This window comes from Lacticaseibacillus suilingensis, from assembly GCF_016861845.1.
GTDB lineage: Bacteria > Bacillota > Bacilli > Lactobacillales > Lactobacillaceae > Lacticaseibacillus > Lacticaseibacillus suilingensis.
In genome coordinates, this window is record NZ_BOLV01000001.1 from 98,753 (window position 1) to 124,432 (window position 25,680).

The following is a 25,680-nucleotide window of genomic DNA, read 5'->3' on the forward strand; positions in this document are numbered from 1 at the left end:
AAATGGCAGAAAAATATGACTTACGCAAAGTGTTGGCCGAAATCCAGGCCGTGCCTGGCCAGTACCACGAAACCGATAAGGAAATCGATCCTGATGCCGAATTGGCTGGGGTTTATCGCTATATTGGCGCCGGCGGCACGGTTCAGCGGCCCACGCAAGAAGGCCCAACGATGATGTTTAACCACGTCAAAGGCTTCCCTGATTCTCGGGTTTTGATTGGGCTGCAGGCCTCACGCCGGCGCGTCGGCCTGATTTTGCATCATGATTATCACACCTTGGGGCAGATGCTTAATGATGCGGTTGCCCATCCAGTGAAGCCGGTCACCGTTACCAAAGCAGAGGCCCCGGCCCAGGAAGTCGTTCATTTGGCCACTGATACGGATTTTGATATTCGGAAGCTGCTCGCGGCGCCTACGAATACCCCAGTGGATGCTGGCCCTTATATCACCATGGGGGTCGTTTATGGTCACAGCCCAAATGGTGAGCAAGAAGATGTCACCATTCATCGCATGGTGCTTGAAGACAAAGACACCATCGGTATGTACATCATGCCAGGCGGCCGGCATATTGGCGCCTTTTTGAAAGAATATGAAGCGAACAGCAAACCGATGCCGATCACGATTAATATCGGCCTCGATCCCGCCATCACGATTGGGGCGACTTTCGAGCCACCGACCACGCCACTTGGCTACAACGAGCTGCAAGTGGCGGGGGCGCTGCGCCAGCAGCCGGTTGAAGTGGTTCCAGGCGTGGCAGTCGATGCCAAGGCCATTGCTCGGGCCGAATGGGTGATTGAAGCGGAAATTCTTCCTAATACCAAGATGCAAGAAGATATCAACACGAATACCGGCTTCGCGATGCCTGAATTCCCAGGCTACAATGGGACCGCTAATCCGGCGGTCAATGTCGTCAAAATCAAAGCGGTCACGCACCGTCAAGATCGGCCAATTGTCCAAACCACCATCGGCCCGTCTGAAGAACACGTTTCGATGGCCGGCATTCCCACTGAAGCCTCCATCCTCAGCTTGGTGGACCGGGCCATTCCCGGCAAGGTCAAGAATGTTTACAACGCCCCAGCTGGCGGGGGGAAGCTGATGACCATCATGCAGATTCACAAAGAGGATGAAGCAGACGAAGGCATTCAAAGGCAAGCTGCCTTGCTGGCCTTTTCCGCGTTCAAGGAACTCAAAACCGTGATTTTAGTCGATGAAGATGTGGATATCTTCGATTGGAACGATGTGATGTGGACGATCAACACCCGGTTCCAAGCCGATCGTGACATCATGGTGCTGGAAGGCTTGCGCAATCATCCGCTGGATCCTTCCGAATTACCAGAATATGACCCGGCCCGCATTCGGGTCCAAGGCATGTCGTCAAAGCTGGTGCTGGACGGCACCGTACCGTTTACGATGAAGGATAGTTTTAAGCGAGCAAGTTTCAAAGAAATGAAGAACTGGGCTGATTACTTGAAGTAACCGGCCAGCGCAAGGAGGCATTCACTATGACTAAAAAGATTGTTGTCGCGATTACTGGGGCTTCTGGTACCATTTATGGGCTGCGCTTGTTAGAAGCGCTGGCGGCTGATCCCTCTGTGGAAACCCATTTGGTTATGAGTCCCTGGGCCAAAGAAAATTTGGCCGTTGAAGCCACCGACTACACGGAAAAGACGGTCCGCGCCTTGGCTGAGGTGGTTTACGATGACCGCGATCTTGGAGCTAGCATTGCCAGCGGCAGTTTTCAACACGATGGCATGGTGATCGTCCCTGCCAGCATGAAAACGGTGGCGGCAATCGCCACTGGCCTAGCCGATAATTTGATTGCGCGGGCCGCGGATGTGACGCTGAAAGAACGGCGGCCCTTGCTGGTCGTGCCGCGCGAGTCACCGTTCAATCAAATTCACCTTGAGAATATGCTGAAGCTGGCACGCATGGGCGTGGAAATTATTCCTCCGATTCCAGCGTTTTACAATCAGCCCCAGACCATTGATGATTTGATCGATCACAACACGATGAAACTGCTGGATCATTTGCACTTAAGCAATGATTATAGTCGGCGCTGGCAAGGCTTGGCCGCCGCCAAACAAGCCGCGCGTCAGGAGGCCTTTCATGCCTGAGCATACTTTTACCGTCACCCGCAGCGGCTATACGATGCAAGCTAAGCTGCGGCGCGAAAATCAAGACGTGTTGATTGAACTCACTGGTGGCGATGTGCCACATTATGGCGTCGTCACGGCGGTGAGCCTGCATCAGCCGCTGCAAACCATTGCCTTACCGAGTCGACCGGGGCATCACCATCAAGAAGGGGTGTTGACCGAGCGGGTGGCTACGGTGATTGCACCGGTGCTGCAAAGCAACGCCTTTATCGTCGGCGGGCTGCATGTGAATCGCATTAGCAAACAACAACTAGCCGTGGCTGGCGCCATGGCGCAAGCGCTGGGCGAGCAAATTCGCGATTATTTGGCCACGCATCCGCGCACCAGAATAGAAGAAGAGTTTTCTTAAAGTGTGTCAAAAAAATCGGTTCCCAAACCAAACTTGATTGTTTGATTTGGGGACCGGTTTTTGGTTTCATGAAATCCTGCTTTGCGCCGCGCGTTACTTGGCCGCGTAAGCGTCGGCGGCCAGCAGCAGGCCGCCCATGACGCCAGCTTCATCGTTAAGGCCGATGCGGACGATGTAGTCATCAAGCGGCGGGGTGTCGATGTAGCCTTGGACATAGTCGCGGAACTTTTCGCGAATCATGGGTAGGAGTTGTTCTTGGTGCATGATGCCCCCACCGAAAATAATGATGTCAGGGGACAAAATCATGGCGGCATCCAGGCAAGCTTGCGCCAGATAGCCAGCTTCCAATTCCCAGGCCGGATCATCAGGCTTTAGTTCGGTGCCTTTTTTCCCGGCGCGTTCTTCAACGGCGGGGCCAGCGGCTAAGCCTTCCAGACACTGGTTGCCATGGAAGGGACAGCGGCCCTGATAAGTATCGCTGGGGTCGCGCTGAAGGAAAATGTGCCCCATTTCAGGATTGGAATAGCCTTGCAGCAGCTTGCCATCGTGAATGTAGCCGGCGCCAATGCCGGTGCCAACGGTCCAGTAGAGCACATTCTTGTGGCCCTTGCCGGCGCCAGCCTTCCACTCGGCATAGCCGGCTTCATTGACGTCAGTGGTGAAGGCATAAGGCACGTCAATCGCGGCTTGCATGGTGCCAAGGAAGTCGTAATCGCGCCAACCGGGCTTCGGCGTGGAGGTGATGTAGCCATAGCGCGAAGAGTCCGGATCAATGTCGGCCGGGCCAAAGGTGCCAATGCCAATGGCCGACACCGGATTAGCGTTAAAAAAGGCAATCACTTGCGGAATCGTTTCTTCCGGGGTCGTGGTCGGAATCCGGGTTTGCGCAATCACCGTACCGTCTGCTGTCCCAGTGGCGCAGACAAATTTAGTGCCGCCAGCTTCAATCGAACCAAAAATCATTTTTTCACGTCCTTAGTAATCGTTTTCACTATAGAATAGCGCTGTTTTCCTCGCGATGCTAGACCAATTTTGAAAATTGGTCCTATTGAATGTGCATCTTTGCTGGACAGATGTTTCTGTATCGTGTACAATCGCTAATATTAACTTAGAAGGAGCGATTGCCATGTTTGCAAAATATCGATCGGTATCATTGATTGTTAGAATTTTAATTGGCCTCGTCATTGGGGCCTTGTTAGCGGTGATCGTACCCTCATGGAGCGGGATTGGGCTGTTGGGCGAATTGTTCGTCGGCGCCTTGAAGGGGATTGCGCCAGTGATGGTGTTCTTCCTGATCATGTCGGCGGTGTCTGGCTACAAGTCCGGCGGTGAAAATCATTTTGGCACCGTGATTGTGCTTTACTTGAGTGCAACCTTGCTCTCGGCATTTGCCGCCGTGGGGGCTTCTTATCTGTTCCCCGTAAAACTGGTGCTGCCAAAAGCGGCGGCTGTGGCCGCAGCGCCGAAGAGTTTGAGCAAGGTGTTGTCCGACCTGTTGACCAACGCAGTGGGCAATCCGCTGAGTGCGATTGTGAATGCTAATTACCTGTCGATTTTGTTTTGGGCCTTGATGATTGGTTTTGCCTTGCGGTTGACCTCGAAAGAAACGCGCAAGGTAATCACTGAAATCTCTGGTGCCATCACCCATGTGGCTCAGCTCGTGATTGAGCTGGCGCCATTTGGGATTGCCGGCCTGGTGTACACCACCATCAGTGAAACCGGCTTTGGCGGCATTGCCCAGTACGGGAAGCTGGTGGTGCTGCTCGTGGGCACGATGACATTTGTCTATTTGGTGGTCTACCCCTTGATGACGTTCGCCTACACGCGGCAAAATCCTTTTCCGCTGACCTTCTGGACGCTGAAGCGGTCGGGAATTCCAGCCTTCTTCACGCGCAGTTCCGCCGTGAATATTCCGATTAACTTGCAGGCCTGCGAAGACTTGGGGCTAAACAAGGAATCTTATTCCGTGTCGATTCCGCTGGGCGGGTCAGCCAATAGTGGCGGGGCAGCGATTACTGTGTCCGTCATGACCTTGGCGGCGTGTGCGACCTTGGGCATTCAAGTGTCCTTCCCGCTGGCTTTCATTCTCTGCGTGCTGACGGCCCTCGCCGCCACCGGTGCTTCTGGTATTGCTGGGGGCTCGCTGTTGATCATCCCGATGGCCGCGAGCTTGTTCGGGATTTCTAACGATGTGGCGATGCAGGTCGTCGGCGTCGGCTTTGTGATCGGGGTCATTCAGGATTCCGTCGAAACCGCCGTTAACTCGGCTTCCGATTTGCTGTTCACGGCTACGGCTGAATACGCTGATGCCCGCAAGAAGGGCCATCCCGTCGATATCAGCGCCGCCATCCGCCGGGCGGAAGGCAAGGCTGATCCGGCGGTGGCCGCAAACGCACCAGCAACGAAGTAGATCGTACTAGGCCGCAGAGCGGCAGGTACGGCGCCGAGGCATGTTGGTCCGGTTGCGGGGTCGGCTGGGGCCGAAATGCGGTCGCCAGCCTCAAATACGAGCCAGCATCGCGCATGCGCGCCCAACGCTGTCTCGCATTTGCCCCCAGTTGGCCCAGGAGCTGCCTGCTTCGCAGTCACCTCCTGGGCGAACTGATTCGTGGCGGGACCACCACGCCCCTCTGCCGCACCTACCGCTTTGCTCCATAACCGGCAACTGGTGATAGAAACACGAACAAATGAAACGGATGAAAGCAGGAATACTGTCTTTCGTCCGTTTTTTAGTTTGCTAGAGCAAATAAATCGCCGGTTTCATCCGGTTTTGTGCTAATATGAAACAAATTGAAAAAAGGATAGGTGACACTATGAGTGAAGCAGCAGCCTATATTGCCCAGGTCAAGGCGCAATTGATGAAGCGCGATCCGAACCAACCGGAGTTTCAAGAAGCCGTAGCGAATTTCTTAAACACCATTACGCCAGTGTTTGCGGCGCATCCGGAATATCAGAAGGCCGCGATTTTGGAACGGTTAACCGAACCAGAGCGCGCCCTTCAGTTCCAGGTGGCTTGGCAAGATGATCAAGGCCACATGCAGGTCAATCGTGGGTACCGGGTCCAGTTCAATTCTGCGATTGGGCCATACAAAGGCGGGCTGCGGTTCCATCCGAGTGTCAACTTGTCCATTGTCAAATTCCTAGGCTTCGAGCAGATTTTCAAAAACTCGCTGACTGGGCTGCCGATTGGCGGCGCCAAGGGCGGATCGGATTTTGACCCGAAAGGCAAATCCGATGTCGAAATCATGCGTTTTTGCCAAAGCTTCATGCTGGAATTGAGCAAGTATATTGGGCCAGATATGGATGTGCCCGCCGGGGATATCGGCGTTGGGGGCCGCGAAATTGGCTACCTGTATGGTATGTATAAGCGCCTGCGCGGCAGCGAACGCGGCGTTTTGACTGGCAAAGGCCTGAGCTATGGCGGCTCATTGGCGCGCACCGAAGCCACAGGTTACGGCTTGATCTATTACCTCGATGAAATGCTGAAGCACAACGACCAAAGCCTCGCTGGGAAAAAGATTTTGGTGTCTGGGGCCGGCAACGTGGCGATTTATGCCATTAAGAAGGCACAAGAATTAGGGGCCACGGTCATTTCCGCTAGTGATTCCAATGGTTATGTCTTGCAAGCAGATGGCATCGATTTGGCCAAGCTGCAAGAAATCAAAGAAGTGAAACGCGGCCGGATGAGTGATTATGCCGCGGCGGAACCAACCGCCGAATATCACGAAGGTTCGCTGTGGGACGCCGAGGTGGCATACGACATTGCGCTGCCATGCGCGACCCAAAACGAAATCGATGGCGCCCAGGCTGAGCGTTTGGTCAAGGCTGGCGTCATCGCGGTGGCCGAAGGGGCGAATATGCCAAGTACCCCAGAAGCCATCAAGGCGTACCAGTCGGCTGGTTTGTTGTATGGGCCAGCCAAAGCGGCCAATGCCGGTGGGGTCGCTGTGTCGGAACTCGAAATGAGCCAAAATTCGCGGCGCACCAGTGACAGTTTTGCCGCAGTGGATGCCGAATTGAAGGAAATCATGATTCATTTGTTCCAAGCCAGCGTTGACGCTGCCAAGACCTATGGCACGCCAGAAGATTATCTGGCCGGAGCCAACATCGCCGGCTTTATCAAAGTGGCCGACGCCATGCTCGCGCAAGGTTGGTAAACCTGATTCAAAAAAGCTGCTCGCACCGCTGCAATTTTGCAGGGGACGAGCAGCTTTTTGCTTAGCCTAATGCTCACCTAAATCACGCCAGATACCGGTTTTACGATCTAGGGTGTTGGCAATTTGGACTAAGGCAGCATGTTCAGCATCGCTGATCAAGTTGATGTCGATGGTGTAGTTCGCATCAAATTCACGACTGATTTGTTTCATTAACGCATTGCGGCGCTGGCGCGGCGGGTTTTGCACTTTCAAAATCAAGGTCGAATGGATCACCGCCATGCCGCGGATGTTGGACCAAGGGAGGAAGTTACTTTTTAAGGTGAAGACATTGCTGTTGTCGCGAATCCCGTCGTGATCGAAGACCAAACTCGGCTGCTTGGCCTTGCGAATGCCTTGGAAGACTAAAAACAGCGCAGTTAACGCCAGCCCGAATATCCCTAAAGTCATTAAGATTGCCCCAAATGTCGCGTTGTTAGCCCCGAGTTGCAGGCGACCTTGCTGCAGAATGATGACGCAGGCGGCCACGGCGAAGGCGCCGCCGAAAAGCAACTGGAAGATGAGATGGAATAGGCTGGGGCGGATGGTTAACGGCGAAATGTCTTGCATGGTGATCCTCTTTCTATCTAATAGTAACCTTAAAATACCATAGACGCCGGGGTTCTGCACGGGGGGATGGGGAAATAACGGGTAACTGTCAGGCTAAGAGCGGCTTCAAGTCGCTGAACTAGGCTACCCATCCGGCTAAGGGCGGCCGCGCACAGCAGCCTGCCTGATAAAAAAATAGTTTTTCCCTGCTGGCTGTGGTACACTGAACCTAGTAATTGATGAACTGAAACAATTGTGTTCTTGCATAATGGATTTCCTTTCAGCGATTACCAGTTGTTTTTGTCACTATAGGTTTTTAATGAAGGAGATTCACTCATTATGCAACAAGGTACTGTTAAATGGTTCAACGCTGACAAAGGTTACGGCTTCATCACTGGTGAAGACGGCAAAGACGTTTTCGTTCACTTCTCCGCTATCCAAGGCGACGGCTACAAGACGCTTGACGAAGGCCAAGCTGTTAGCTTCGAAGTAGAACAAAGCGACCGCGGCCCTCAGGCTGCCAACGTTACCAAGCTGTAATATCAGCGTGGGAAGCACCTTCTCGTCATTGCGACGGGAGGGTGTTTTTTTGTTCAGACGGCCAGGCATAAGCCATGCTAAAATGGTTACAAAGATGTTTAGCAAGATGGGAGAACAATTATGGCGTATGAGGATAAATATCATTTAACGCGTGATTTGAATCGGCGTTATGCGCGGAGTAATTTTGATGCGCTCGTTCATACCAATTCTCGGTTTGAAGGCATCAACACCACCTTGCCACAAACTCAGGCCATTATGCGGGGGCTTGGTGTCAATGGCGTCTCCCTTGACGATAGCAATACCATTGTTCAGATCAAACGTGGTTGGGACTATATCACCCAAGAGGATGATCCCATTTCGCTTCAGATTGAACAGAATATCAATTTAATCGTGGCGAAATATGATGCCTTGGTTCCTGGTGAGCTCCGCAGCGGTCAAGGAGCAGTCGACATTGGCGATGAAAACGATTGGGTGCCGCCGATGATTGATGAACAAGCAGAAGAAAAATGGTTGACTGAGCTCATGGCGTCAGATAAATCCACCACAGAAAAGGCCATGCGACTCATGTATCACGACATGCGCCAGCAGATTTTCTGGGATGGCAATAAACGGTCAGCCACGCTTGCTGCTAATAAAGTGATGATTGATGGCGGTGCCGGTTTAATTAATGTCCCGCTCACCATCTGGAGTGAGTGGAATGAATTAATTGCCGCTTTTTACAAGAGTGGTAAAGAAAAGCCCTTGCTTGACTGGACTTACGACCATGCTGTGCAAGGCGTGAAACTGTAATACGGTAGCCTAAACAAACAGCGCCATGAATCCTGCTTCGGGTTCATGGCGTTGTTTGTTTATGAGGTTAATCGTTCAAAAAAGGCGATGTAGCGCTCGACAATCAGGCTGAAGAAATCCACGGTGTCAGGCTTGAAGTGAGGCTTGCCACCATCTTCACTCAGGTGCGCGTTCACGTTGCCGATATAAGCTTCCGGTTGCTGGAGAGTCGGCATGTCGAGGAAGGTCAACGTTTGGCGAATGCTGTTGTTGGCGGCGTACCCGCCAATTGCGCCAGGCGAGGCCGTGACCACCAGCGCCGGTTTGCCAGCAAAGACATTCTGGCCCCGCGGCCGTGAGCCGACATCGAAGGCGTTTTTCAACACTGCCGGGACGCCGCGATTATATTCAGGACTGAAAATCAGAATACCAGCCACGCCTTGGACCGTTTGCCGAAAGTCGGTCCAAGCCACTGGCGGCTGTGTGGTGTCCAAGTCTTCATTGTAAAAGGGTAAATGCGCGATGGCGATTTCCGTCACGTCATACTGGCTGGGAATCAGCGAGCGAAAAGTGTCGGCGACGATGCGGTTATACGAATTTTGCCGCAAGCTACCGACTAGAATACCAAGCGTTTGCGTCATACTGTGCCTCCTTTAAGCGTTCCAATAACGCGCTTTTTATACGAGGCAGATGGCCCGGGCCGCTAATGATTTGCTTGCAGCATGCCGGCGCTCCGGGTGATGACCTGAGCGATTTGGGCCGGGGTTTGCTGGGCGCCGGTTTGCAGCCAGCGGGTGATCACGCGCACCGCGCCGCTGAGGAAGAATTCGAAATAGTAGGCCAAAACCGCCGGATCGTGTTCATTGAACCGTGTCGCATAATCTTTCAGCGAGGCCGCTTTGATTGGCAGCAGCAGCGCTTGGAGCACCGGGCTTTCGGTGAGTTCACTGATGATAATGGCGGTGGCAGTTTCGTTTTGCTTGAGTAAGGTCAGAATCTGAGTGAGCCAAGCCGCTGGACTGGCATCCTGCTGGTCGATGAGGGCGGTGACCTTGGCGACGAGGTCGGTTTCGATCACCGCAAATAAATCAGCCGGATCGCGGTAGTGGGTATAGAACGTGCCGCGATTCACATCGGCCACCTGGCAGATTTCCGTCACGGTGATGTGCGCCAGAGGCTTGGTTTGGAGGAGCTGCAGCAACGCGGCTTGCAGCTGCTGCTTGGTCGCTTGCGCGCGGCGATTATTTTTAGTGCCAACCATGATTTTTCCTTCTTTCCAACATTAAACGGTGGGGTGTTGATTTAATGACAGATGGGCGGTGATTGGCGGTTGCACCAGCCGCCTGAACCTTGCATAATAATCTTATTATACCAACAGTGTGTTGAAAAGATGGAGGCTGGTCATGGCATATATCGAAGTTTGCAATGAAACCAAGCAGTATCAAATGGGCGAAACCAAAATTCTCGCCAACAATGATGTGTCGTTCAACTGTGAGGAAGGCCAACTGACGGTGATTCTGGGCCCCAGTGGTGCCGGCAAGTCGACGGTGCTGAACATTTTAGGCGGGATGGATGTGCCCACCAGTGGCCAAGTCGTGGTCGATGGCGTTGATATTGCGCGCTTCAATGATAAGCAGCTCACCGCGTACCGCCGTGATAGTGTCGGCTTCGTCTTCCAGTTTTACAACCTGATTCCCAACCTCACCACCAAAGAAAACGTTGAACTGGCCAACTCCATCGTGCCAGATGCCTTGGACGCTGAGGCCACGCTTAAGGCGGTGGGGCTGGGTGATCGCATTGATAATTTTCCCTCGCAGCTCTCCGGCGGCGAGCAGCAGCGCGTCGCGATTGCGCGCGCCTTGGCCAAAAACCCGAAGCTCCTGCTGTGCGATGAACCAACCGGTGCGTTGGACTATGAAACCGGCAAGCAGGTCCTCCAGTTGCTGCAAGATGCTTCCCGCCGCGATGGCAAAACCGTGCTGATCATCAGCCACAATGCCGCTTTGGCCAAAATGGCGGATCGGGTGATTCGCATAAATGACGGCCGGGTCCGGTCAGTGGTGGATAATCCGAACCCAACGCCAGTCGCCGAGATCGAATGGTAAGGGGGCGGCGTTCATGACTCCCATGCACCGTAATATGTGGCGTGAAATTGGCGCCAATAAAGGCCGCTTCGTCGCCATTGTGTTGATTATTTTGCTTGGTACTTTGACCTTCGTCGGCATTCAAGGCGCCGGTCCGGGTCTGACGGATTCGATGGATCAAACCGTGAAGAATGAGCACCTTAGTGATGTGCAGCTCTTTTCGTCGACCGGGTTCACAGCGGCCGATGTCCGTACCGCCGAAAAGGTCAGCGGCGCCCAAGCTGAGCTGGTCAAGTTCAAGTATGTTACCGGCGGCAAAGATGACTGGGCGATTGCGCTTTACGGTTACCAAAAAGTCGCCAAGCAAAATCAGCTGGTGCTACGCAGTGGCCACTTGCCCAAGCAGGCCAACCAAATCGTGTTGGATCAACGCGCCAAGGCCGATTACGGGTACAAACTAGGCCAAACCTTGACCTTCAGCAAAGATGCCAAACTCAAGCAACGAACCTACAAGATTGTCGGCTTTGCCGATTCCCCGCAGTATGTCGACAATAACGAGCGCGGCGCCGCCAATGTCGGGGATGGCAAGGTCCGCTTTTTCGCTTACATTCCCGCCCAGGAAATGAATTCGGCGGTGGCCACGCAGCTTAACGTCGGCTTTGCCAGTTTGCAAAGCAAGAACAGCTATGCGGCAAGTTACCAAAGCGCGGTGGCGAAGCAAAAGGCGGCGTTAAAGCGGGTGTTCAAAGCCCGAGCTAAAACTCGCAGCGCTGCCTTGTATGCGCAAGCACTCGCCCCCATCACGGCGCAGGAAACCAAGCTTCAAGCGGCGCAAAGCCAATTGGACGCTGGACTGGCGCAAGTCAAAGCCGCTTCTGGCGGCCAGGTGACCACGACGCCTGAGCTCACGGCGCAGCAGGCCCAGCTCACGGCCGCCACCAAGAAGTTGGCGGCCGCGAAGCAGGAGGCCAAAACAGCGACCCAAACCACATACACCTGGCAAACCCGCGAAGATCTCCCTGGCTTTTCCGCATTTGGCGACAGTGCGGACCGGATTGCCGCGATTGCCAATGTCTTCCCGGTGTTCTTCTTCCTGATTGCGGCGCTGATTACCTTCACCACCATCACTCGCATGGTCGAAGAAGCCCGCGGGCAAATCGGCACCTTCAAGGCGTTGGGCTTTGGGCGCTTGGCGATTGCCCGTAACTACATCGTTTATGCCCTGATGGCAGGCCTGCTCGGCGGGATCATTGGCGGCGTGGCCGGCAATCTTACGCTGCCACGCTTCATTGTGTCGCTTTATGATGCGGTCATTCCCATGACCGCCACCATTCCGGTGATGACCGGCAGTCTTGTGATTGCGGTGGCCTTTTCGCTGGTGGCAACAGTAGGCGCGGCAGCCCTGGTCACGCACCGCGAGTTGGCAGAGCGGCCGGCTGAGCTGATGCGGCCGCGCGCTCCGAAATCGGCGAAACGGATTTTGCTCGAGCGCATTCGCCCGCTGTGGCGGCACTTGAGCTTCAACGAAAAAGTCTCTTATCGCAACTTGTTCCGCTACAAGAGTCGGATGATCATGACGATTGTCGGCATTGCTGGCGGTACCGGCCTGATTTTGACCGGCTTTGGCCTGCGCGATTCGATTAGCGCCACCGGCAGTCAGCAGTACGGCCAAGTGTTCCACTACGATGCCACGGTGGCGTTGGCGGCGGCGAATAAGCAAACTGCCGCCATCGACCTGATCAAAGCCAGTGGCAAGTATCAAAGTAGTTTGCCGATTAACCAAACCAGCGGCAAGGCGCAGGCCAACGGTGAACAGATTAATGATATCAATCTGTTTACGCCGCGCGCCGGGCACTTCAGGCGCTACGTGACCTTGGCCAATCAGGGCAAAACGTATGCGCTGCCCACGCAAGGCTTGGTCATTAGTCAAAAAATCGCCAACAAGCTGCAAGTGAAAACTGGCGACACGGTGACTTTTACCCGCGCGGGCAAAAAAGCGGTCAAGATCAAGGTGAGCGGCGTCACCACGAACTACATCGGGGTGTTCGCCTACATGAGTCCCAAGGCGTACACCGAAGCCTTTGGCCAGGCGCCAACCACCAATGCGTTATTGGTGAAGCTGGCCAAAATGTCTGATCAGCAGCGGCAGCAATTGGCGCATCGCTTGCTTAAGGATGAAGCGGCGCTGGGGACTAGCTTTAAGGCTGATGCGACCCAAAGCATCAGTAACATGGGGACTTCGCTTAATCCCATTGTCTTCATTTTCATCCTGCTATCTGGGATTTTGTCCTTCGTCGTGTTGTATAACTTAACCAACATCAACGTCTCCGAGCGCATTCGCGAACTGTCCACCATCAAGGTCCTAGGGTTCTACGACCGCGAAGTGACCATGTACATTGTGCGGGAAAACATTGTGATGACGCTGGTCGGGATTGTCTTTGGCTATGGGGTCGGGTACGGCTTGCTCCGGTACATTTTGCATCAGGCCGAAACCACCCAGGTCATTTTCCCAGTGCTGCTGAACGCGATGAGCTATGTTTGGGCGACGCTGCTCATGCTCGCGTTCACCGGGATCGTGATGCTGGTCACCCATAAGCGGCTGCAGCGGATCGACATGGTTGGGGCGTTGAAATCTAACGAATAAGGGTAAACAAAGACCACCGGCACAGTCGGTGGTCTTTTTTGCGGAGGCAAGTGCTTATTCGCCTAGGTTGGCATCGTCAGTGAACTGATCCACCAGCTGGAAGGAGACATTTTCGTTATCCTTCAGCAGCTTGGCCACCGGACATTCATCTAGCGCGGTGGCAATCAGCCGTTGAGCGTCGGCTTCATCATGCTGCGGCATTTGAATTTGGGCCGCCACCAAAAACTGATACCCAGGTTGGTCGCGGGTGATGTCGATGCGCACCCGGACCTTGGAGTCTTCCGGCGTATGTTCGCGCGCCTCAATCAGGCGAATGGTGGCGTTGAAGCAAGTGGCCAAAGCAAAACCGATGAATTGCTCAGGATTGGTGCCAGGCGCGGCGATCAGCGAGCTGGATACCCCGAGCGCCAGGCCTTCATCGCCTTCAACGAAGCTGGTACCGGTTAAGCCATTGTGATTTTGGACGAAGGTATGATACAGCGACACATTACTCATGCAAATCCCCTCCTTAGGTTGTTGCCTTGAGGGTAGCACAACGCCGGCAGTTCGTCTGGTTTGAACGCTTATGCTTGCACGGGTTCAAGCGTCACGATTTTGGTGGCGACGCGGTCAATGAAGGTCTGGTCATGTTCGATGAACAGCAGCGTCGGCTGGTTGGCCTGCAGGCTTTGTGCCAGTTGGTCTTGATTGTACAAGTCGAGGTAGTTCAAGGGTTCATCCCACACCAACATATTGGCCGGCGTGACTAATGAGCGTGCCAGTTCGACTTTTTTCTGCTGGCCCATGCTCAGTTGCTCAATGGGGGTGGTGAAGGCAGTGCGCTCCAGGCCCAGTTTCTTGAGGTTATTAAGCAGGCTTTCGTAATCCAAATGATGGACGGCGGCGAAGTCCTTCAGGAGGCCGCGGTTATCTGGCACCTGGCGCATCAAGCTCAACTGCAGATGCGGCTGGGTGATGTTGCCGGTGGTGGTGCCGGCGAACTGACCGAGCACGGCGCGCAGCAGCGAGGACTTGCCAATCCCATTGGGGCCGACCAAGGCCACGCGTTCGCCAGGCCGGACATCAAAGGACACCGGCTTGAACAGTGGCTGCTCGTAGCCAACGGTTAAATCAACGACATGCAGGTAAGGGTCGTGGTGGTCAGGGAGGGTGTTGATGGTGAGGGCTGGGACGTCCTCGATATTTTTGAGCAGCTTCGACTTGGCATCGATTTCCTTATCCATTCGATGCTCGAGGTTAAGGCGCTTTTTCATTTCCCGCGTGGCCATGTGACTGATGCGACCGCGATCTTTGTGGGCGCTGTTGAATTCATGGCGGCTGCCGTTGATGTCTTTTTCACGGCTGTCGGCCCATTGCCCCTTGGCGCGGGCGCTTTGCTGCAGCCGGCCGATTTCGTGCTTGAGTTTGCTGTTTTCGGCTTGTTCAAAAGCGTTTTGGCGGTCGCGCGCTTCGGCGTAGACGTCATAGTTGCCTTGATAGAGCGTGATATCGGCTTTATCGATGGCCAAGGTATGATCAGTGGTCGCATTCAAAAAAGCGCGGTCGTGGCTGATGAGGATGAAACCGGACTTTTGCTGAAGATATTGTGCCACTAACGCGCGGCTAGCCTGGTCCAGGTGATTGGTGGGCTCATCAATCAAGGCAAAGCCGCTGGCCTGCGTGAAGAGCAATGCGAGGCGGACCTTGGTTTGCTCACCGCCGGATAGCGCCTGATACGGCCGCCACAGAATATCGGGATCGACGTGCATCAGATTAAGCTCACGTTCCAATTCCCACTGCTCGGCGTCGCTGACGGCCTGCATGGCGTACAGCGTGAGCTGGCTTTCATCGGCAATCGGTTGGGGAAAATAGTTGAACGTGAGCGGCGTGGTGATTTGGCCGCGATACTCATGCTGATGCTGCAAGAGCTCCAGCAAGGTGGTTTTGCCCCGGCCGTTGCGTCCGACCAAACCAAGGTGCCAACGGGTATCAAAGTTGAATGAGACATGGGAGAACAATTCCGGTTGGCCCGGATAGCCAAAAGATAAATCAGTTAATTCAATGGTCGCCATGAGGCAGCACATCCTTTCTAAAGGACGCGCCTGAAACAGGGGACACTGGGCTTGGCAGCACACAAAAAGGACCACGCCGAAACGTCGCCCTCTGAAAAATCAGTGAGCCGTTTCGGTAAGCCAAGCCAAAAGTGTCGAGATTCCTCCCCAGATTTCAGGGCTTCGACAAATTCGGTATTGGCTTACTTCAACGGCTTCACTTCCGATCGATTTAATAATGAGATTATGCACGCTTGTTTGGAAAAAAGCAACTGCGCACCCAAAATAACTGGTTATCCGGCGATTCTGGTTTAGAAGGCTTGGGCAATCGGCACGGTGCCGCTCGCGATTTTAATCGTCTCGCGATGCAGCTCCGACGTGACGGCTTCCACCAGCACAGTCGCGACATCTTGGCGGCTGATGGTGCCATTGGCCGCCGGCTGCAGCGTGATTTTGCCGGTGCCGGCTGCGTTGGTCAGCGCCACCGGCTGGACAATCACCCAATCGAGCATGGTGCGGGTCCGCAACCATTCATCGGCGTAGAACTTGGCGATGTAGTAGTCGTGCAGCACATCCGGCCACTGGTCACGAAGCTCGGCGTTAATCGTGCTGAGTTGAATAAACCGGGTCACGCCGGCTTGCTGGGCGGCGGCCATGGTTTTGACCGCGCCGTCCAAATCGATGGCCAGCAAGGATTTACCAGCAGAACCGGCAGCAAAAATCACGGCATCGGCGCCGGTCATTGCGGCTGCTAATTCATCAATCGGTTGGTTGAGATCAAAAGCCACCGGCGTGAAGGCACTGGAAGCCGCTGGCGCTTGACTAGCGGGATCGCGGTAGCCGCCCATGACTTCGCAGTCATTGGTGAGTAGCGTTTCGACAATTAATTGGCCCACTTGACCATGGGCGCCAACAACAAAGACTTTCATCTGGATAACCTCCTTGAATTAGAGCGATTGCAAAGCAATTTTAGCCGTCGGTGCCGGGAAGGCGGCATCGATGATCGCTTCATCGGCGGGCGTTAAGGTTGCGGTCAGCGCCTCGAGATTAGCGGCCATATGGGCAGGATTGCTGGTTTTGACCAGTGGCAAAACAGCGTCGCGGCCGGCCCAGGCCAGGAGTAGTTGGTGCGCACTCAGGTGTTTGGCTTTGGCTAGGGCTTGGACGCTGGCTGTTAGCTTGATCTGATGCCCGTCACCTGAGCCAAAGGGTGAGTAGCCGAGCATCGGTAGCTGATGGCGCCGTTGGTACGGCAGTAAATCATATTCAATGCCGCGGGCGGTCGGATTGTAAAGCACCTCATTAGCAGCGAGGTTCGCGCCTTTGGCAAACGCGCGAACCGATTCCAAATCGGCCACATCAAAGTTGGAAACCCCGTAAGCGCGGATCAAGCCTTCTTTTTGCAGCGCCACTAGGCCAGCCATGGTCTCGGCGATGGGTGTAGTGCCAGGCCAGTGTAGCAGGTACAAGTCGAGGTAGTCGGTGTGCAGCCGGTGCAAACTGGCCAGCAGCGACTGGCGCATCAGCTTAGCCGTGGCATGCCACGGGTAAAACTTTGACACTACGAACAAATTTTCCCGTGAGTAATCGGGAAGCACCTGCCCAATCAGCGTTTCCGCGCGGCCTTCGCCGTACATTTCGGCGGTATCAATCAAGGTCAGACCGGCATCTAGACCAGCGCGCAAGGCCGCTTGTTCCTGCTGACTTTGCGTAGCGTTGCCTTCACCCACATGCCAGGTGCCGATGCCTAAAGCCGGTACGGTTTGCCCAGCGATGGTCATAGTTTTCATCACTTGCACCTCCTGCCTCGATGATAGCACGCACCTAGCGCGATGTAACGAAATTCTTATCATTAGTAAGTGAAAACGTGGTCGCGCAGCTAACGGCTTTGCGCTACACTGCAAGTATCATCGAGATTGGAGGAGAGAATATGGAGTATGAACTGAAAGGTGAAAGCCCATTTCCGCTGGCGTTAATTCACTTGGACCGCGGCGATAGCGTGCAAATTGAAGCCGGGGCGATGCTGTATCACAATGGCAAAATCACGCTGGAAGGGCATATGAACAGCAATGGTAAATCTGGCCTAGGCGGCTTGATGAGTGCGATTGGCCGGAAGATGACTTCAGGGGAGTCGTTTTTCATCACAACCGCCACTGGCGCTGAGGCTGGTGGCGCGCTGGCGATTGCCCCAGCCAATCCAGGGCCAATTACCGAGTTGCCGGTGGATGACAGTCATCAATGGCGGCTCAACACCGGCGCCTTTTTGGCCACTGACACTGCCGCTGGCTATTCGATGGTGCGGCAAAAAGTGGACGCCGCTGTGTTCGGTGGCACTGGCGGGTTGTATGTCATGGAAACCCACGGTACCGGCAAAATGCTGATTTCCGCTTATGGAGATCTGCTGCCCATCGATCTCGAGGGCGAGGATTACGTGATCGACAACAACCATGTCGTGGCGTGGGATCGCAACCTGGATTATCACATTGAAGCCGCCAGTGGTAGCTTCGGTTACACTACCGGTGAAGGCCTGGTGAACCGATTTTCCGGTCGCGGGCGGGTGTACATCCAAACCCGTAACGTTGAGGCCCTGGCTGATTTGGTCAAACCCTTCATGCCCACCAGTTCGGATTAACCTCCCTTAAATTTATGGTGGCGTTTACACCTCATCGCGAGTACGCTGGAGGTAACGGGTTGCTTATTAGGCAACCAGCGAAGGGGGACTGGATATGACAACCACTTTAGGCACTAGATTGCCACTCATTCAAGGCGCACTGGCCGGCATTTCAAAGGCATCACTAGTTAGTGCGGTGAGCCGCGCTGGGGGTTTAGGCGTATTGACCACCGCCAATCGCAGCGTGGAGCGGCTCAGTGAAAGCATCGCCGCGGTGCGCGCCGCCACCGATCAGCCGTTTGCGGTCAACTTGATGCTCCAACAACCGAACATGGCTGAGGTGGTGCCTTACTTGATTGCTCATCCGGTGCCGGTGGTGACCACCAGTGCTGGCACCCCGAAACGTTTCATCGCCGCGCTCCAAGCAGCTGGCACCAAAGTCGTCGCGGTGATTCCGTCAGTCAAAGTCGCTGAGAAAATGGCCGCGTTAGGCGCCGATGCCATTGTGGCAGAAGGCATGGAATCTGGTGGCCATATCGGCACGGAAACAACTTTTAGTCTGGTGCGGCAAGTGACCGCCGCTGTTAATCTGCCGGTTTATGCCGCCGGGGGCATTGCCGATGCCGCTGGCGTTAAGGCGGCCGAAGCCCTTGGCGCAGTCGGCGTGCAAGTGGGGACCGCCTTCATGGTCGCCCATGAAACCTCCATCAGTGCGGCCTACAAAGCTGCGATTGTGGCCGCTAATGATACCGCCACAGTGGTCACTGGCCACGCGCTGGGGGATGCGGTGCGGTGCTTGAAGAATCCATTGACCGACGCCTACTTTAAAGCAGAAGCCGCTGGCACTAGTGCCGACGACCTGCACGCACTGCTGGACGGCAGCTTGGAACGGGCCATTGCCGGGGATTTGGAACATGGCACCTTGATGGCGGGGCAAATTGCTGGGATGATTCAAGGAACCGCTCCGGCGGCGACGATTGTGAATCGACTGTATCCACAATGATGAATGTGTTACGCATAGTGTCAAAAAACGCTTCAGGCATGACCTCTTTTGGTCGGCCTGAGGCGTTTTTGGTGTCTGCGGAAAGTTGTACCATTCACGGTGGCGTTCAATGCACCTGGGTGGCCTGGGGTTGCCTGTACTTGAAAAACAGGATGATGGCTAACCAGATTAGGGCCCCGCCAGCTTGGAACCAAAGGTCATAGAACGTCTTATGAAAGATGATTCCCAGTACCAGGGCAATTATCAATGCCACTAATGCCGCCAAGTCGGCGCGGCGGCGTTGATGGTTAGCATTAACGAGTAACGCGATGCCAGTACCCAAAAAGAGCAAGCCTGACACCGACTCGACCAGGGTAAACGGACTGTCAACGACGAGAACGCGGGTGAAAACCAAGGCAATCAGTGCTAGCCAAAGAGAAGCCAAGCCCATTAGCGCGCAGATACCGCCTAATATGTATTGCAGCACAGTTAGAGTTTTCTTCATGACGACACCTTTCTAACGCTCGAGAAAGTGACCAGTCCAGACTATTGAGAGTAAATGCCAAATTACTTATCTAGTGATTATTATGAACAAAGGGCACAAAAAATGCTCTTATAAACTGTTTAATCTAATATCTCAACAGTCATTTTATCATAAATGCCAATTAACCGGTAAAAAGGCTTTTACGATGATAGACGTGCCAGCATCGAGCGGTCGAAGGATAGATACTTGACTGGGTATACTTGAGGAAACGTCAAGTAGCGGGGATGGATGCTCTGCTCCGGATCCGACGCGGATGAATCGGTTCATTGGAGTGCATAACGTGTAAAAAGGCGCTGCCTCCCTTATTCGAGAAGCAGCGCCTTTGCTTTAGTGAAACAATTGTCCAGGCCGGGCCTCGGCCAAACGTTTATATCCGTTGTTGATGGCTTGCACATAAATCATGTAGAACACCCCAATCGCCACCATCAAAAGCAGCAAGACGGCGCCGAGATTATCCGCAATAATGATGGCCGGAATAATCGAGCAAATGCAGCAGGTGATACCGGCCACCAGCCCAATCATGCGCGGCCGCTGGTAAGCTTCGAGCCGGCGGGCAGCGAGGCGGTTGATGCTGGGGGTTACCGCAAAGTGCCTCAATCCGCGAGCGACGCGGCGGCGATGCGTCGTGGCAAAGATAATCGAAGCCACGCCGCCGGACACTGCTAGTAAAAAGCTGATGGCACTCAGGGCGTCTGTGTCTGGATTACGATCGAAAAACACAGCTAGCGCCACACTGGCGATGCAGAGCGCCACGCCCAAGCCCAGCCCGGCGGCATAGCGGAGTGTGGCTTGCCAATAGCCTTGGGCATCTTCAGCGGTTAGGGCTTCCGGTGCTTCGGCGTCCTCGCTGGTCGCTGGGTGCACATCCAGCGCCGCTAGCACCTCGTCAATCGAGCCTACTGAGCTGATGACTTCACCTAACGCCTCACTGGCGCTCAGGCCCCGCGCTAAGGCGTCGTGGTAATGATCCTCCATCGCCGCCAGCAGGTCAGCTTTGGCCTGCCGCACCGCTGCGGAGGGTGGGACATCCTTGAATAATCCGTCGAGATACACTTGTAAGCTTTCCATTGTTACTCCTCCAAAAAATGGGTGACGACGCCTTGGACCTGGTGCCACTCTTGCTTTTTCGCTGCTAAAATCGTGCGGCCAATCGCGGTGAGATGGTAGTAAGTGCGTGGGCGGCCATACGAGAGTTCACCGGCATAGGCGCTCAGCGCGCCGCTTTTGACCAGGCGCGTTAGGGTTGAATACAACGTGGTTTCGCGCAGGGTGTAGGCGTCGTTGGTGCCAGCGGTGATGGCTTTGCTGATTTCAAACCCGTACGAATCGCCGCGTGCGAGCACGGCCAAAATAATGGCATCGTTGTACCCGCGCATGCTATCGCTTGAAATCACTACCCTCACCTCCGATTACTCCACCTGATGAAGTAATCATAGCACGAACTTGTAGCCGGCGCTCTCGTGCTTAAGACCGATTCTGGCTTGCGAGTGCTGATCAAGAGAGGTAGGGTAAAAACAGGTTTCGAGGAGGGATACAATGTTCAGTTATTCGGTTGATGATGAGATTGAATTGGCAATACCACGACCAGCGTTTGATGCGCCAGCTTTGTTCAAGTTGCTTGAGGCTGACCGCTCAGTGCTTAGCCGGTATCTGCCTTGGGTCAATCAGACCAAAACGGCGGCGGATGAGGAACAAGCGCTCCGGCTATTCAATACGCATCTGGGCACTGGCCAATCCCTTAATTTAGTGGTGATGGTGGCTGGTGAGGTGGCGGGTATGATTAGCTTTAACGACTTTGCGGCTAATCAAAGTGCCGACGTGGGTTACTGGCTTGGCGCTGCCTTCCGCGGCCGTAATGTGATGCATCGTGCAGTGGCCGGCTTGTGCGAGCTTGGCTTCAGCGAGTACGGGCTGAACAAGATTATCATCCGGGCTGCCATCGATAATGCGGCTAGCAATGCCGTTGCGCGCAAGGCCGGCTTTCATTTAGATGGGACCTTGCGTGATGGCGAGCCGTTAGCGGATGGCTTTCACGATGAAAACGAGTGGTCGCTGCTCAAACGGGAATGGGTAAGCGGGGATTAAGTCAATCAGTTGATCTCACCAAAACGACCCGAATCACGTCACGCTGACGTGCTTCGGGTCGTTTTTAGTCGGTTTAAGCCTCGACGAATTTGATGAAGTTGGTCATGCAAGTATCGAGAAATTCGATATCCTTTTGGTCAGTCAACCTGCCGTTAGCATCGAAGGCGTTCATCGCGTGGGCGAGCAGGAATTCATTGCCCGGCATCACATGGGCGGCAATACTCATTGAATCCAAAATTTGCCGCAGATGGCCTTGGGCGCGGACCGTGCCTAGTGGTCCTAGCGCAGCCCCGACAATCATCACTTTTTTACCAGCTAAGGGATGTTCTACCCGCGAGCACCAATCGAGGGCATTTTTCAAAACCGCGGGAATACTGTGGTTATGCTCAGGGGTGGCGATAATTACCGCATCGGCCGCAGCAATCGCGGCGCGAAAGTCGACCACCGTTTGGGTGGGATGGTCTTCGTCATCCTGATTGAACATCGGTAACGGTTTGGTTTCCAGCAAGCTCAGCTCGACCTGACTGGCGTAGCGCTGCTGCATGAACTTGAGCAACATTCGATTATGCGAACCTGAATAATTATTCCCGACAATGCCAACTAACTTCACGCTAGTCACACTCCATTCTTTGAATTGAATAGGTTATTATTCACGCAAAAATGGCAAAAGTGCAACCTTGAAGCTCGATTGGCTTATTTCTGCGGTAAGTCCTCATCCGCAATTGCCGCCAAGGTGTCCTTGGACGGAATGAAGAACACTTCGCCGGTGATCGGCGTCGAGAAGTCGAGTAAGCGGTCGGATTGGCTGAACATGTTATTCAGCATGCGCTTGGTGACGCTCCAGTGGCGGGCGTAACCGATGAAGTAGGTGCCTTTAACGTCCTTCGCCGCATCGGCAAACGGCACGTTCATGCGCACAATTTTGTGCTCGATGCCACCTTCGTTATCCTGCGAGGCGAGGTTGTGCGCATTTTTGAGTTTGTCTTCGTCGGCTAGTTCAATGTCAGTGAACTTCTTGCGGCCAATTGCGGCTTCCTGCTGCTCGACCTTGAGCTTGTCCCAGGCTTTCATGTCGTGCAGATACTTCTGGGCAAAGGCGTAAGAACCATTGATGAAAGTTGGGTCCTCATCGCCAATCACGGCGTATTCCGGGGTGTCCAAGGCGCTAGGATTTTCCGTGCCATCCACGAAACCAATGATAGCGCGGCCTTCAAAGTACCGGAAGCCGTGAGTTTCGTCCAAGGTCTCGGTGGTGTCGCCGATAATGGTCATGATTTCTGACAGCAGTTCGTATGGTACCGCTGAATTGCGGGCCCGCAGGTGGAAAAAGAGATCTGCTGGGGTGGCCGGTGCAGTGTGCTTAGGGCCAACGATTGGGGCAAACTCCTCCAGCTCGGCTGGTACTTGGGCGGTCGGGAACAGGTAGTCCCACGCTTGGCGCGAGAAGCCAAAGGCTACGGCCAGCCCGCTATCAGGGTAACGAATGGCCATGCTGTTGTTGAAGGCTGGCAGGTGCTCAGCCAGATCCGTGATGGCCGCCAGTTCTGCGGCTTGGTCTTGGCGCTTGAGGTTCATGGTAGCGAAGATGATGTTGTCCCCAGCATCTTTATAAACATCTTGGACGTTGCGTAAATCGATTGGCATAACTTATCCCTCCAAATTAGAATCATTCTATTAATAATTTACCATAGATAGTGAGGATTTTGGGCGAATTTGCTCAAATAAGTTTTGCACAATATAAAAAACGCTTGCCTGCCAATCGCCGCAGCGTGGCTTGTTTACTGACCGGGCTTTTGGTATCATGATTCGAATGCATATAGTAGAAAACAACAGTAAAGTGAGGTAGCGCAGTGCTTACAGTTTCCAACGTTTCCATGACGTTCTCGGATCGGACCTTGTATACCGATGTTAATTTGAAATTCACGCCGGGCAATTGCTATGGCATCATTGGCGCAAATGGCGCCGGGAAGTCAACGTTCCTGAAGATTTTGGAAGGGCGCCTCAAGCCGACTACCGGCAGCGTGAGCCTCGATCCGAACGAACGGATGAGCAGCTTGAAGCAGGACCATTTTGCCTTCGATGATCAGACGGTGATGAACACAGTGCTGCAGGGTTACACCCGGCTGTATGAAGTCATGACGGAAAAAGATGCGCTTTACGCGAAATCGGACTTCTCCGAAGTCGATGGCAACCGCGCGGCGGAACTGGAAGGCGAGTTCGCTGAAATGGACGGCTGGAACGCGGAAAGCGACGCTAGCCAGCTGCTCCAATCCTTGGGCATTGGCGAAGCGATGCACCAGACGCTGATGGCCGAGCTGCCAGAAGGCGAAAAGGTTAAGGTCCTCTTGGCGCAGGCACTGTTTGGCAAGCCTGATGTCTTGCTGCTGGACGAACCGACAAACGGGCTGGATCCGCAGACCATCGACTGGTTGGAAGACTTTTTGGCCGACTATCAAAACACAGTGCTTGTGGTCAGCCATGACCGCCACTTCCTGAACGCGGTGTGCACGATGATGTGCGACGTGGACTTCGGCAAAATTGAGCTGTTCGTCGGCAACTACGACTTCTGGCTGGAAAGCTCCAAGCTGGCGCAACAACTGCGGAGCCAGCAAAACGCCAAGAAGGAAGAACAGATCAAGCAGCTTCAAGAATTTATCGCGCGCTTCTCGGCGAACGCGTCCAAGTCCAAGCAAGCGACCTCCCGGAAAAAGCAGCTGGATAAAATTACGTTGGATGACATCAAGCCGTCCTCGCGTAAGTACCCTTATATCAAGTTTGAACCGGAACGCGCCTTGGGCAACGACTTGCTACGGGTGGAGAATGTCTCCAAGACCATCGATGGCGAAACCATTTTGGCCAATGTGTCCTTTATCCTGCGGCCTGGCGATAAAACCGCGTTCATTTCCCGCTCCGACGTGACTGCCAGTGTGCTGATGCAGATTTTGGCCGGCACCATGCAGCCTGATAGTGGTACCGTCACTTGGGGCGTGACCACCGCTCGCGCCAGCATGCCGCGTGACTTGAACCCAGAATTCGCCGACGACCGCCTGGACATTCTTGAATGGCTCCGGCAATTCGCCAGCAAAGAAGAAAGCGACAACACCTTCCTGCGCGGGTTCCTGGGCCAGATGCTGTTCCGTGGGGATGACGTGCTCAAGCAAACCCCAGTCATGTCTGGGGGCGAGAAGGTTCGCGCCTATCTGGCCAAAATGATGCTCAGCAAGGCCAACGTGCTGCTGCTGGATGATCCGACCAACCACCTGGATCTGGAAAGCATCACGGCGTTGAATGATGCGTTGATTGATTTCAAGGGGTCGCTCCTCTTCACCAGTCATGACCATCAGTTCATTCAGACGATTGCCAACCACATTATCGAAGTGGGGCCAAAAGGCATCGTCGATCGCGCTGACACGACTTATGATGAGTTTATGGCGCATGACGTGGCGCAAGCGCAAGTTAACGATATTTATTAGCAAAAAATCACCCGTGATTCGCTGAGAATCACGGGTGATTTTGGCTTTCAGGCAAATTTTATTTTGAGATGGATCGGATCCTTGCCGAACATCTTGGTCAGGATGGTTTCGGCACTTTGCCTTGAAGTCTCAATGATATTTTTTTCTTCATAATGTCTTGCTTGGCAGTGTCAGCAAGTTTGGCTTGAAGCTTAAGCCCCTTATCATTTTTGTCATTGACCCAGACGCTGTCTTTCAAGTCGTAATACTGATAGGTGGCCTTTGAATCGTCGTCTTTAAGTATTAGTTTCACGCCTGGCTTTGGCATATTAACCGTCATCGTTTTTGACTTTTCGTCGTAGTGGCTTGTGGCCTTATTCAAGTCGTAGTAGACCTGAGCCTTGAAGTGGAAGATGTAGAGCGATTTCTCCGTACCCATCTTTAAACCTAAAAATCTGCCGGACTCTGATGTCTCAACAGTCTTATCGTAAAAGACGCTGGTCGTATCCAATTCACCAATGTTTTTAACCGTATAATTGCTGGTGCTAACCGTGTCTTTTTCATCAAAAAAATGCAGACTTTTGACTTTCCAGATACCGAGGGTCAATACAACAATAACAATGCCAGCACTTATTGCCCATTTGATAATTCGAGCCTTAGTCCATTTCTTTTTCTTACTCTTCTCATCGCTTCGCAT

The 25,680-nt window shown here is 53.9% G+C and carries 27 protein-coding genes; 13 read left to right on the forward strand and 14 right to left on the reverse strand.

Translation table 11 applies throughout. The annotated features are described in order from the left end of the window. Window positions 1-2 precede the first annotated feature (2 nt). Genes JUF11_RS00455 through lpdD form a run of 3 tightly spaced genes read left to right on the forward strand, consistent with a single transcriptional unit; the run spans window position 3 to window position 2,501 of the window. Window positions 3-1,475 (forward strand): UbiD family decarboxylase, encoded by a 1,473-nt coding sequence (locus JUF11_RS00455; protein WP_204117831.1) that lies wholly within the window; start codon window positions 3-5, stop codon window positions 1,473-1,475. 26 nt (window positions 1,476-1,501) lie between these two features. Beyond that, the gene (locus tag JUF11_RS00460; protein ID WP_204117832.1) at window positions 1,502-2,113 is read left to right on the forward strand and encodes a UbiX family flavin prenyltransferase; all 612 of its coding nucleotides are present in this window, start codon (window positions 1,502-1,504) and stop codon (window positions 2,111-2,113) included. After that, window positions 2,106-2,501: a prenylated flavin chaperone LpdD gene (gene lpdD / locus JUF11_RS00465; protein ID WP_204117833.1), complete on the forward strand. Its 396-nt coding sequence runs from the start codon at window positions 2,106-2,108 to the stop codon at window positions 2,499-2,501. The genes JUF11_RS00460 and lpdD overlap by 8 nt, the downstream gene beginning before the upstream one ends. Window positions 2,502-2,594: 93 nt before the next feature. On the opposite strand, the gene JUF11_RS00470 is transcribed toward lpdD, so the two are convergent. Continuing rightward, entirely contained in the window at window positions 2,595-3,464 is an 870-nt protein-coding gene (locus JUF11_RS00470; RefSeq protein ID WP_204117834.1) for an ROK family protein, read from the reverse strand. A gap of 163 nt (window positions 3,465-3,627) precedes the next feature. Here JUF11_RS00470 and sstT point away from each other — a divergent pair, with 163 nt between their 5' ends. Both sstT and gdhA read left to right on the forward strand, forming a co-directional pair. Beyond that, window positions 3,628-4,911 (forward strand): serine/threonine transporter SstT, encoded by a 1,284-nt coding sequence (gene sstT, locus JUF11_RS00475; RefSeq protein ID WP_204117835.1) that lies wholly within the window; start codon window positions 3,628-3,630, stop codon window positions 4,909-4,911. Window positions 4,912-5,314: 403 nt separating this feature from the next. Next, window positions 5,315-6,658 carry an NADP-specific glutamate dehydrogenase gene (gene gdhA, locus JUF11_RS00480; protein ID WP_204117836.1) on the forward strand — a complete coding sequence of 448 codons (1,344 nt, stop codon included), beginning with the start codon at window positions 5,315-5,317 and terminating at the stop codon, window positions 6,656-6,658. Window positions 6,659-6,724: 66 nt separating this feature from the next. On the opposite strand, the gene JUF11_RS00485 is transcribed toward gdhA, so the two are convergent. After that, complete coding sequence (locus tag JUF11_RS00485; protein ID WP_204117837.1) at window positions 6,725-7,264, reverse strand: hypothetical protein; 540 nt, start codon at window positions 7,262-7,264, stop codon at window positions 6,725-6,727. Between the two features lie 318 nt (window positions 7,265-7,582). On the opposite strand from JUF11_RS00485, the gene JUF11_RS00490 reads away from it, so the two are divergent. Next, on the forward strand, window positions 7,583-7,783 hold the full coding sequence (locus JUF11_RS00490) for a cold-shock protein (RefSeq protein WP_054662248.1): 201 nt from the start codon (window positions 7,583-7,585) through the stop codon (window positions 7,781-7,783). A 120-nt stretch (window positions 7,784-7,903) separates the two neighbouring features. Beyond that, window positions 7,904-8,572, forward strand: coding sequence for a Fic family protein (locus JUF11_RS00495; RefSeq protein WP_204117838.1), 669 nt, complete (start codon window positions 7,904-7,906; stop codon window positions 8,570-8,572). A gap of 59 nt (window positions 8,573-8,631) precedes the next feature. Here the strand turns inward: JUF11_RS00495 and JUF11_RS00500 are convergent, their stop codons facing one another. Next, window positions 8,632-9,192 (reverse strand): NADPH-dependent FMN reductase, encoded by a 561-nt coding sequence (locus tag JUF11_RS00500; protein ID WP_204117839.1) that lies wholly within the window; start codon window positions 9,190-9,192, stop codon window positions 8,632-8,634. A 62-nt stretch (window positions 9,193-9,254) separates the two neighbouring features. Next, window positions 9,255-9,812 carry a TetR/AcrR family transcriptional regulator gene (locus JUF11_RS00505; protein WP_204117840.1) on the reverse strand — a complete coding sequence of 186 codons (558 nt, stop codon included), beginning with the start codon at window positions 9,810-9,812 and terminating at the stop codon, window positions 9,255-9,257. Between the two features lie 142 nt (window positions 9,813-9,954). On the opposite strand from JUF11_RS00505, the gene JUF11_RS00510 reads away from it, so the two are divergent. Next, window positions 9,955-10,656 carry an ABC transporter ATP-binding protein gene (locus tag JUF11_RS00510; RefSeq protein ID WP_204117841.1) on the forward strand — a complete coding sequence of 234 codons (702 nt, stop codon included), beginning with the start codon at window positions 9,955-9,957 and terminating at the stop codon, window positions 10,654-10,656. 13 nt (window positions 10,657-10,669) lie between these two features. Next, entirely contained in the window at window positions 10,670-13,279 is a 2,610-nt protein-coding gene (locus JUF11_RS00515) for an ABC transporter permease (protein ID WP_204117842.1), read from the forward strand. Between the two features lie 54 nt (window positions 13,280-13,333). On the opposite strand, the gene JUF11_RS00520 is transcribed toward JUF11_RS00515, so the two are convergent. From JUF11_RS00520 to JUF11_RS00535, 4 genes are all read right to left on the reverse strand, one after another. After that, the gene (locus tag JUF11_RS00520) at window positions 13,334-13,774 is read right to left on the reverse strand and encodes an OsmC family protein (RefSeq protein WP_204117843.1); all 441 of its coding nucleotides are present in this window, start codon (window positions 13,772-13,774) and stop codon (window positions 13,334-13,336) included. A gap of 68 nt (window positions 13,775-13,842) precedes the next feature. Then, window positions 13,843-15,330: a ribosomal protection-like ABC-F family protein gene (gene abc-f, locus JUF11_RS00525; protein ID WP_204117844.1), complete on the reverse strand. Its 1,488-nt coding sequence runs from the start codon at window positions 15,328-15,330 to the stop codon at window positions 13,843-13,845. A 290-nt stretch (window positions 15,331-15,620) separates the two neighbouring features. Next, the gene (locus JUF11_RS00530) at window positions 15,621-16,238 is read right to left on the reverse strand and encodes an SDR family oxidoreductase (protein WP_204117845.1); all 618 of its coding nucleotides are present in this window, start codon (window positions 16,236-16,238) and stop codon (window positions 15,621-15,623) included. Between the two features lie 18 nt (window positions 16,239-16,256). Next, on the reverse strand, window positions 16,257-17,099 hold the full coding sequence (locus tag JUF11_RS00535) for an aldo/keto reductase (protein WP_204117846.1): 843 nt from the start codon (window positions 17,097-17,099) through the stop codon (window positions 16,257-16,259). 140 nt (window positions 17,100-17,239) lie between these two features. Here JUF11_RS00535 and JUF11_RS00540 point away from each other — a divergent pair, with 140 nt between their 5' ends. After that, window positions 17,240-17,941 carry a TIGR00266 family protein gene (locus tag JUF11_RS00540; RefSeq protein WP_204117847.1) on the forward strand — a complete coding sequence of 234 codons (702 nt, stop codon included), beginning with the start codon at window positions 17,240-17,242 and terminating at the stop codon, window positions 17,939-17,941. Between the two features lie 94 nt (window positions 17,942-18,035). Further along, the gene (locus JUF11_RS00545) at window positions 18,036-18,923 is read left to right on the forward strand and encodes an NAD(P)H-dependent flavin oxidoreductase (protein WP_204117848.1); all 888 of its coding nucleotides are present in this window, start codon (window positions 18,036-18,038) and stop codon (window positions 18,921-18,923) included. A 106-nt stretch (window positions 18,924-19,029) separates the two neighbouring features. On the opposite strand, the gene JUF11_RS00550 is transcribed toward JUF11_RS00545, so the two are convergent. The 3 genes from JUF11_RS00550 to JUF11_RS00560 form a co-directional block, all read right to left on the reverse strand. Next, window positions 19,030-19,407 carry a hypothetical protein gene (locus JUF11_RS00550; RefSeq protein WP_204117849.1) on the reverse strand — a complete coding sequence of 126 codons (378 nt, stop codon included), beginning with the start codon at window positions 19,405-19,407 and terminating at the stop codon, window positions 19,030-19,032. 366 nt (window positions 19,408-19,773) lie between these two features. Continuing rightward, window positions 19,774-20,514: a permease prefix domain 1-containing protein gene (locus tag JUF11_RS00555; protein ID WP_204117850.1), complete on the reverse strand. Its 741-nt coding sequence runs from the start codon at window positions 20,512-20,514 to the stop codon at window positions 19,774-19,776. Between the two features lie 2 nt (window positions 20,515-20,516). Further along, a complete protein-coding gene (locus JUF11_RS00560) occupies window positions 20,517-20,840 on the reverse strand; it encodes a PadR family transcriptional regulator (protein WP_204117851.1) in 324 nt (107 codons plus the stop codon). 142 nt (window positions 20,841-20,982) lie between these two features. Here JUF11_RS00560 and JUF11_RS00565 point away from each other — a divergent pair, with 142 nt between their 5' ends. Then, entirely contained in the window at window positions 20,983-21,531 is a 549-nt protein-coding gene (locus JUF11_RS00565) for a GNAT family N-acetyltransferase (RefSeq protein WP_204117852.1), read from the forward strand. Between the two features lie 73 nt (window positions 21,532-21,604). Here the strand turns inward: JUF11_RS00565 and JUF11_RS00570 are convergent, their stop codons facing one another. Then, entirely contained in the window at window positions 21,605-22,141 is a 537-nt protein-coding gene (locus JUF11_RS00570) for an NADPH-dependent FMN reductase (protein WP_204117853.1), read from the reverse strand. Between the two features lie 83 nt (window positions 22,142-22,224). After that, window positions 22,225-23,175, reverse strand: coding sequence for a Dyp-type peroxidase (locus JUF11_RS00575; protein WP_204117854.1), 951 nt, complete (start codon window positions 23,173-23,175; stop codon window positions 22,225-22,227). 206 nt (window positions 23,176-23,381) lie between these two features. On the opposite strand from JUF11_RS00575, the gene JUF11_RS00580 reads away from it, so the two are divergent. Next, on the forward strand, window positions 23,382-25,004 hold the full coding sequence (locus JUF11_RS00580; RefSeq protein WP_236000346.1) for an ABC-F family ATP-binding cassette domain-containing protein: 1,623 nt from the start codon (window positions 23,382-23,384) through the stop codon (window positions 25,002-25,004). A gap of 97 nt (window positions 25,005-25,101) precedes the next feature. Here JUF11_RS00580 and JUF11_RS00585 read toward each other — a convergent pair whose 3' ends face one another. After that, window positions 25,102-25,680 (reverse strand): DUF4230 domain-containing protein, encoded by a 579-nt coding sequence (locus JUF11_RS00585; protein ID WP_204117855.1) that lies wholly within the window; start codon window positions 25,678-25,680, stop codon window positions 25,102-25,104.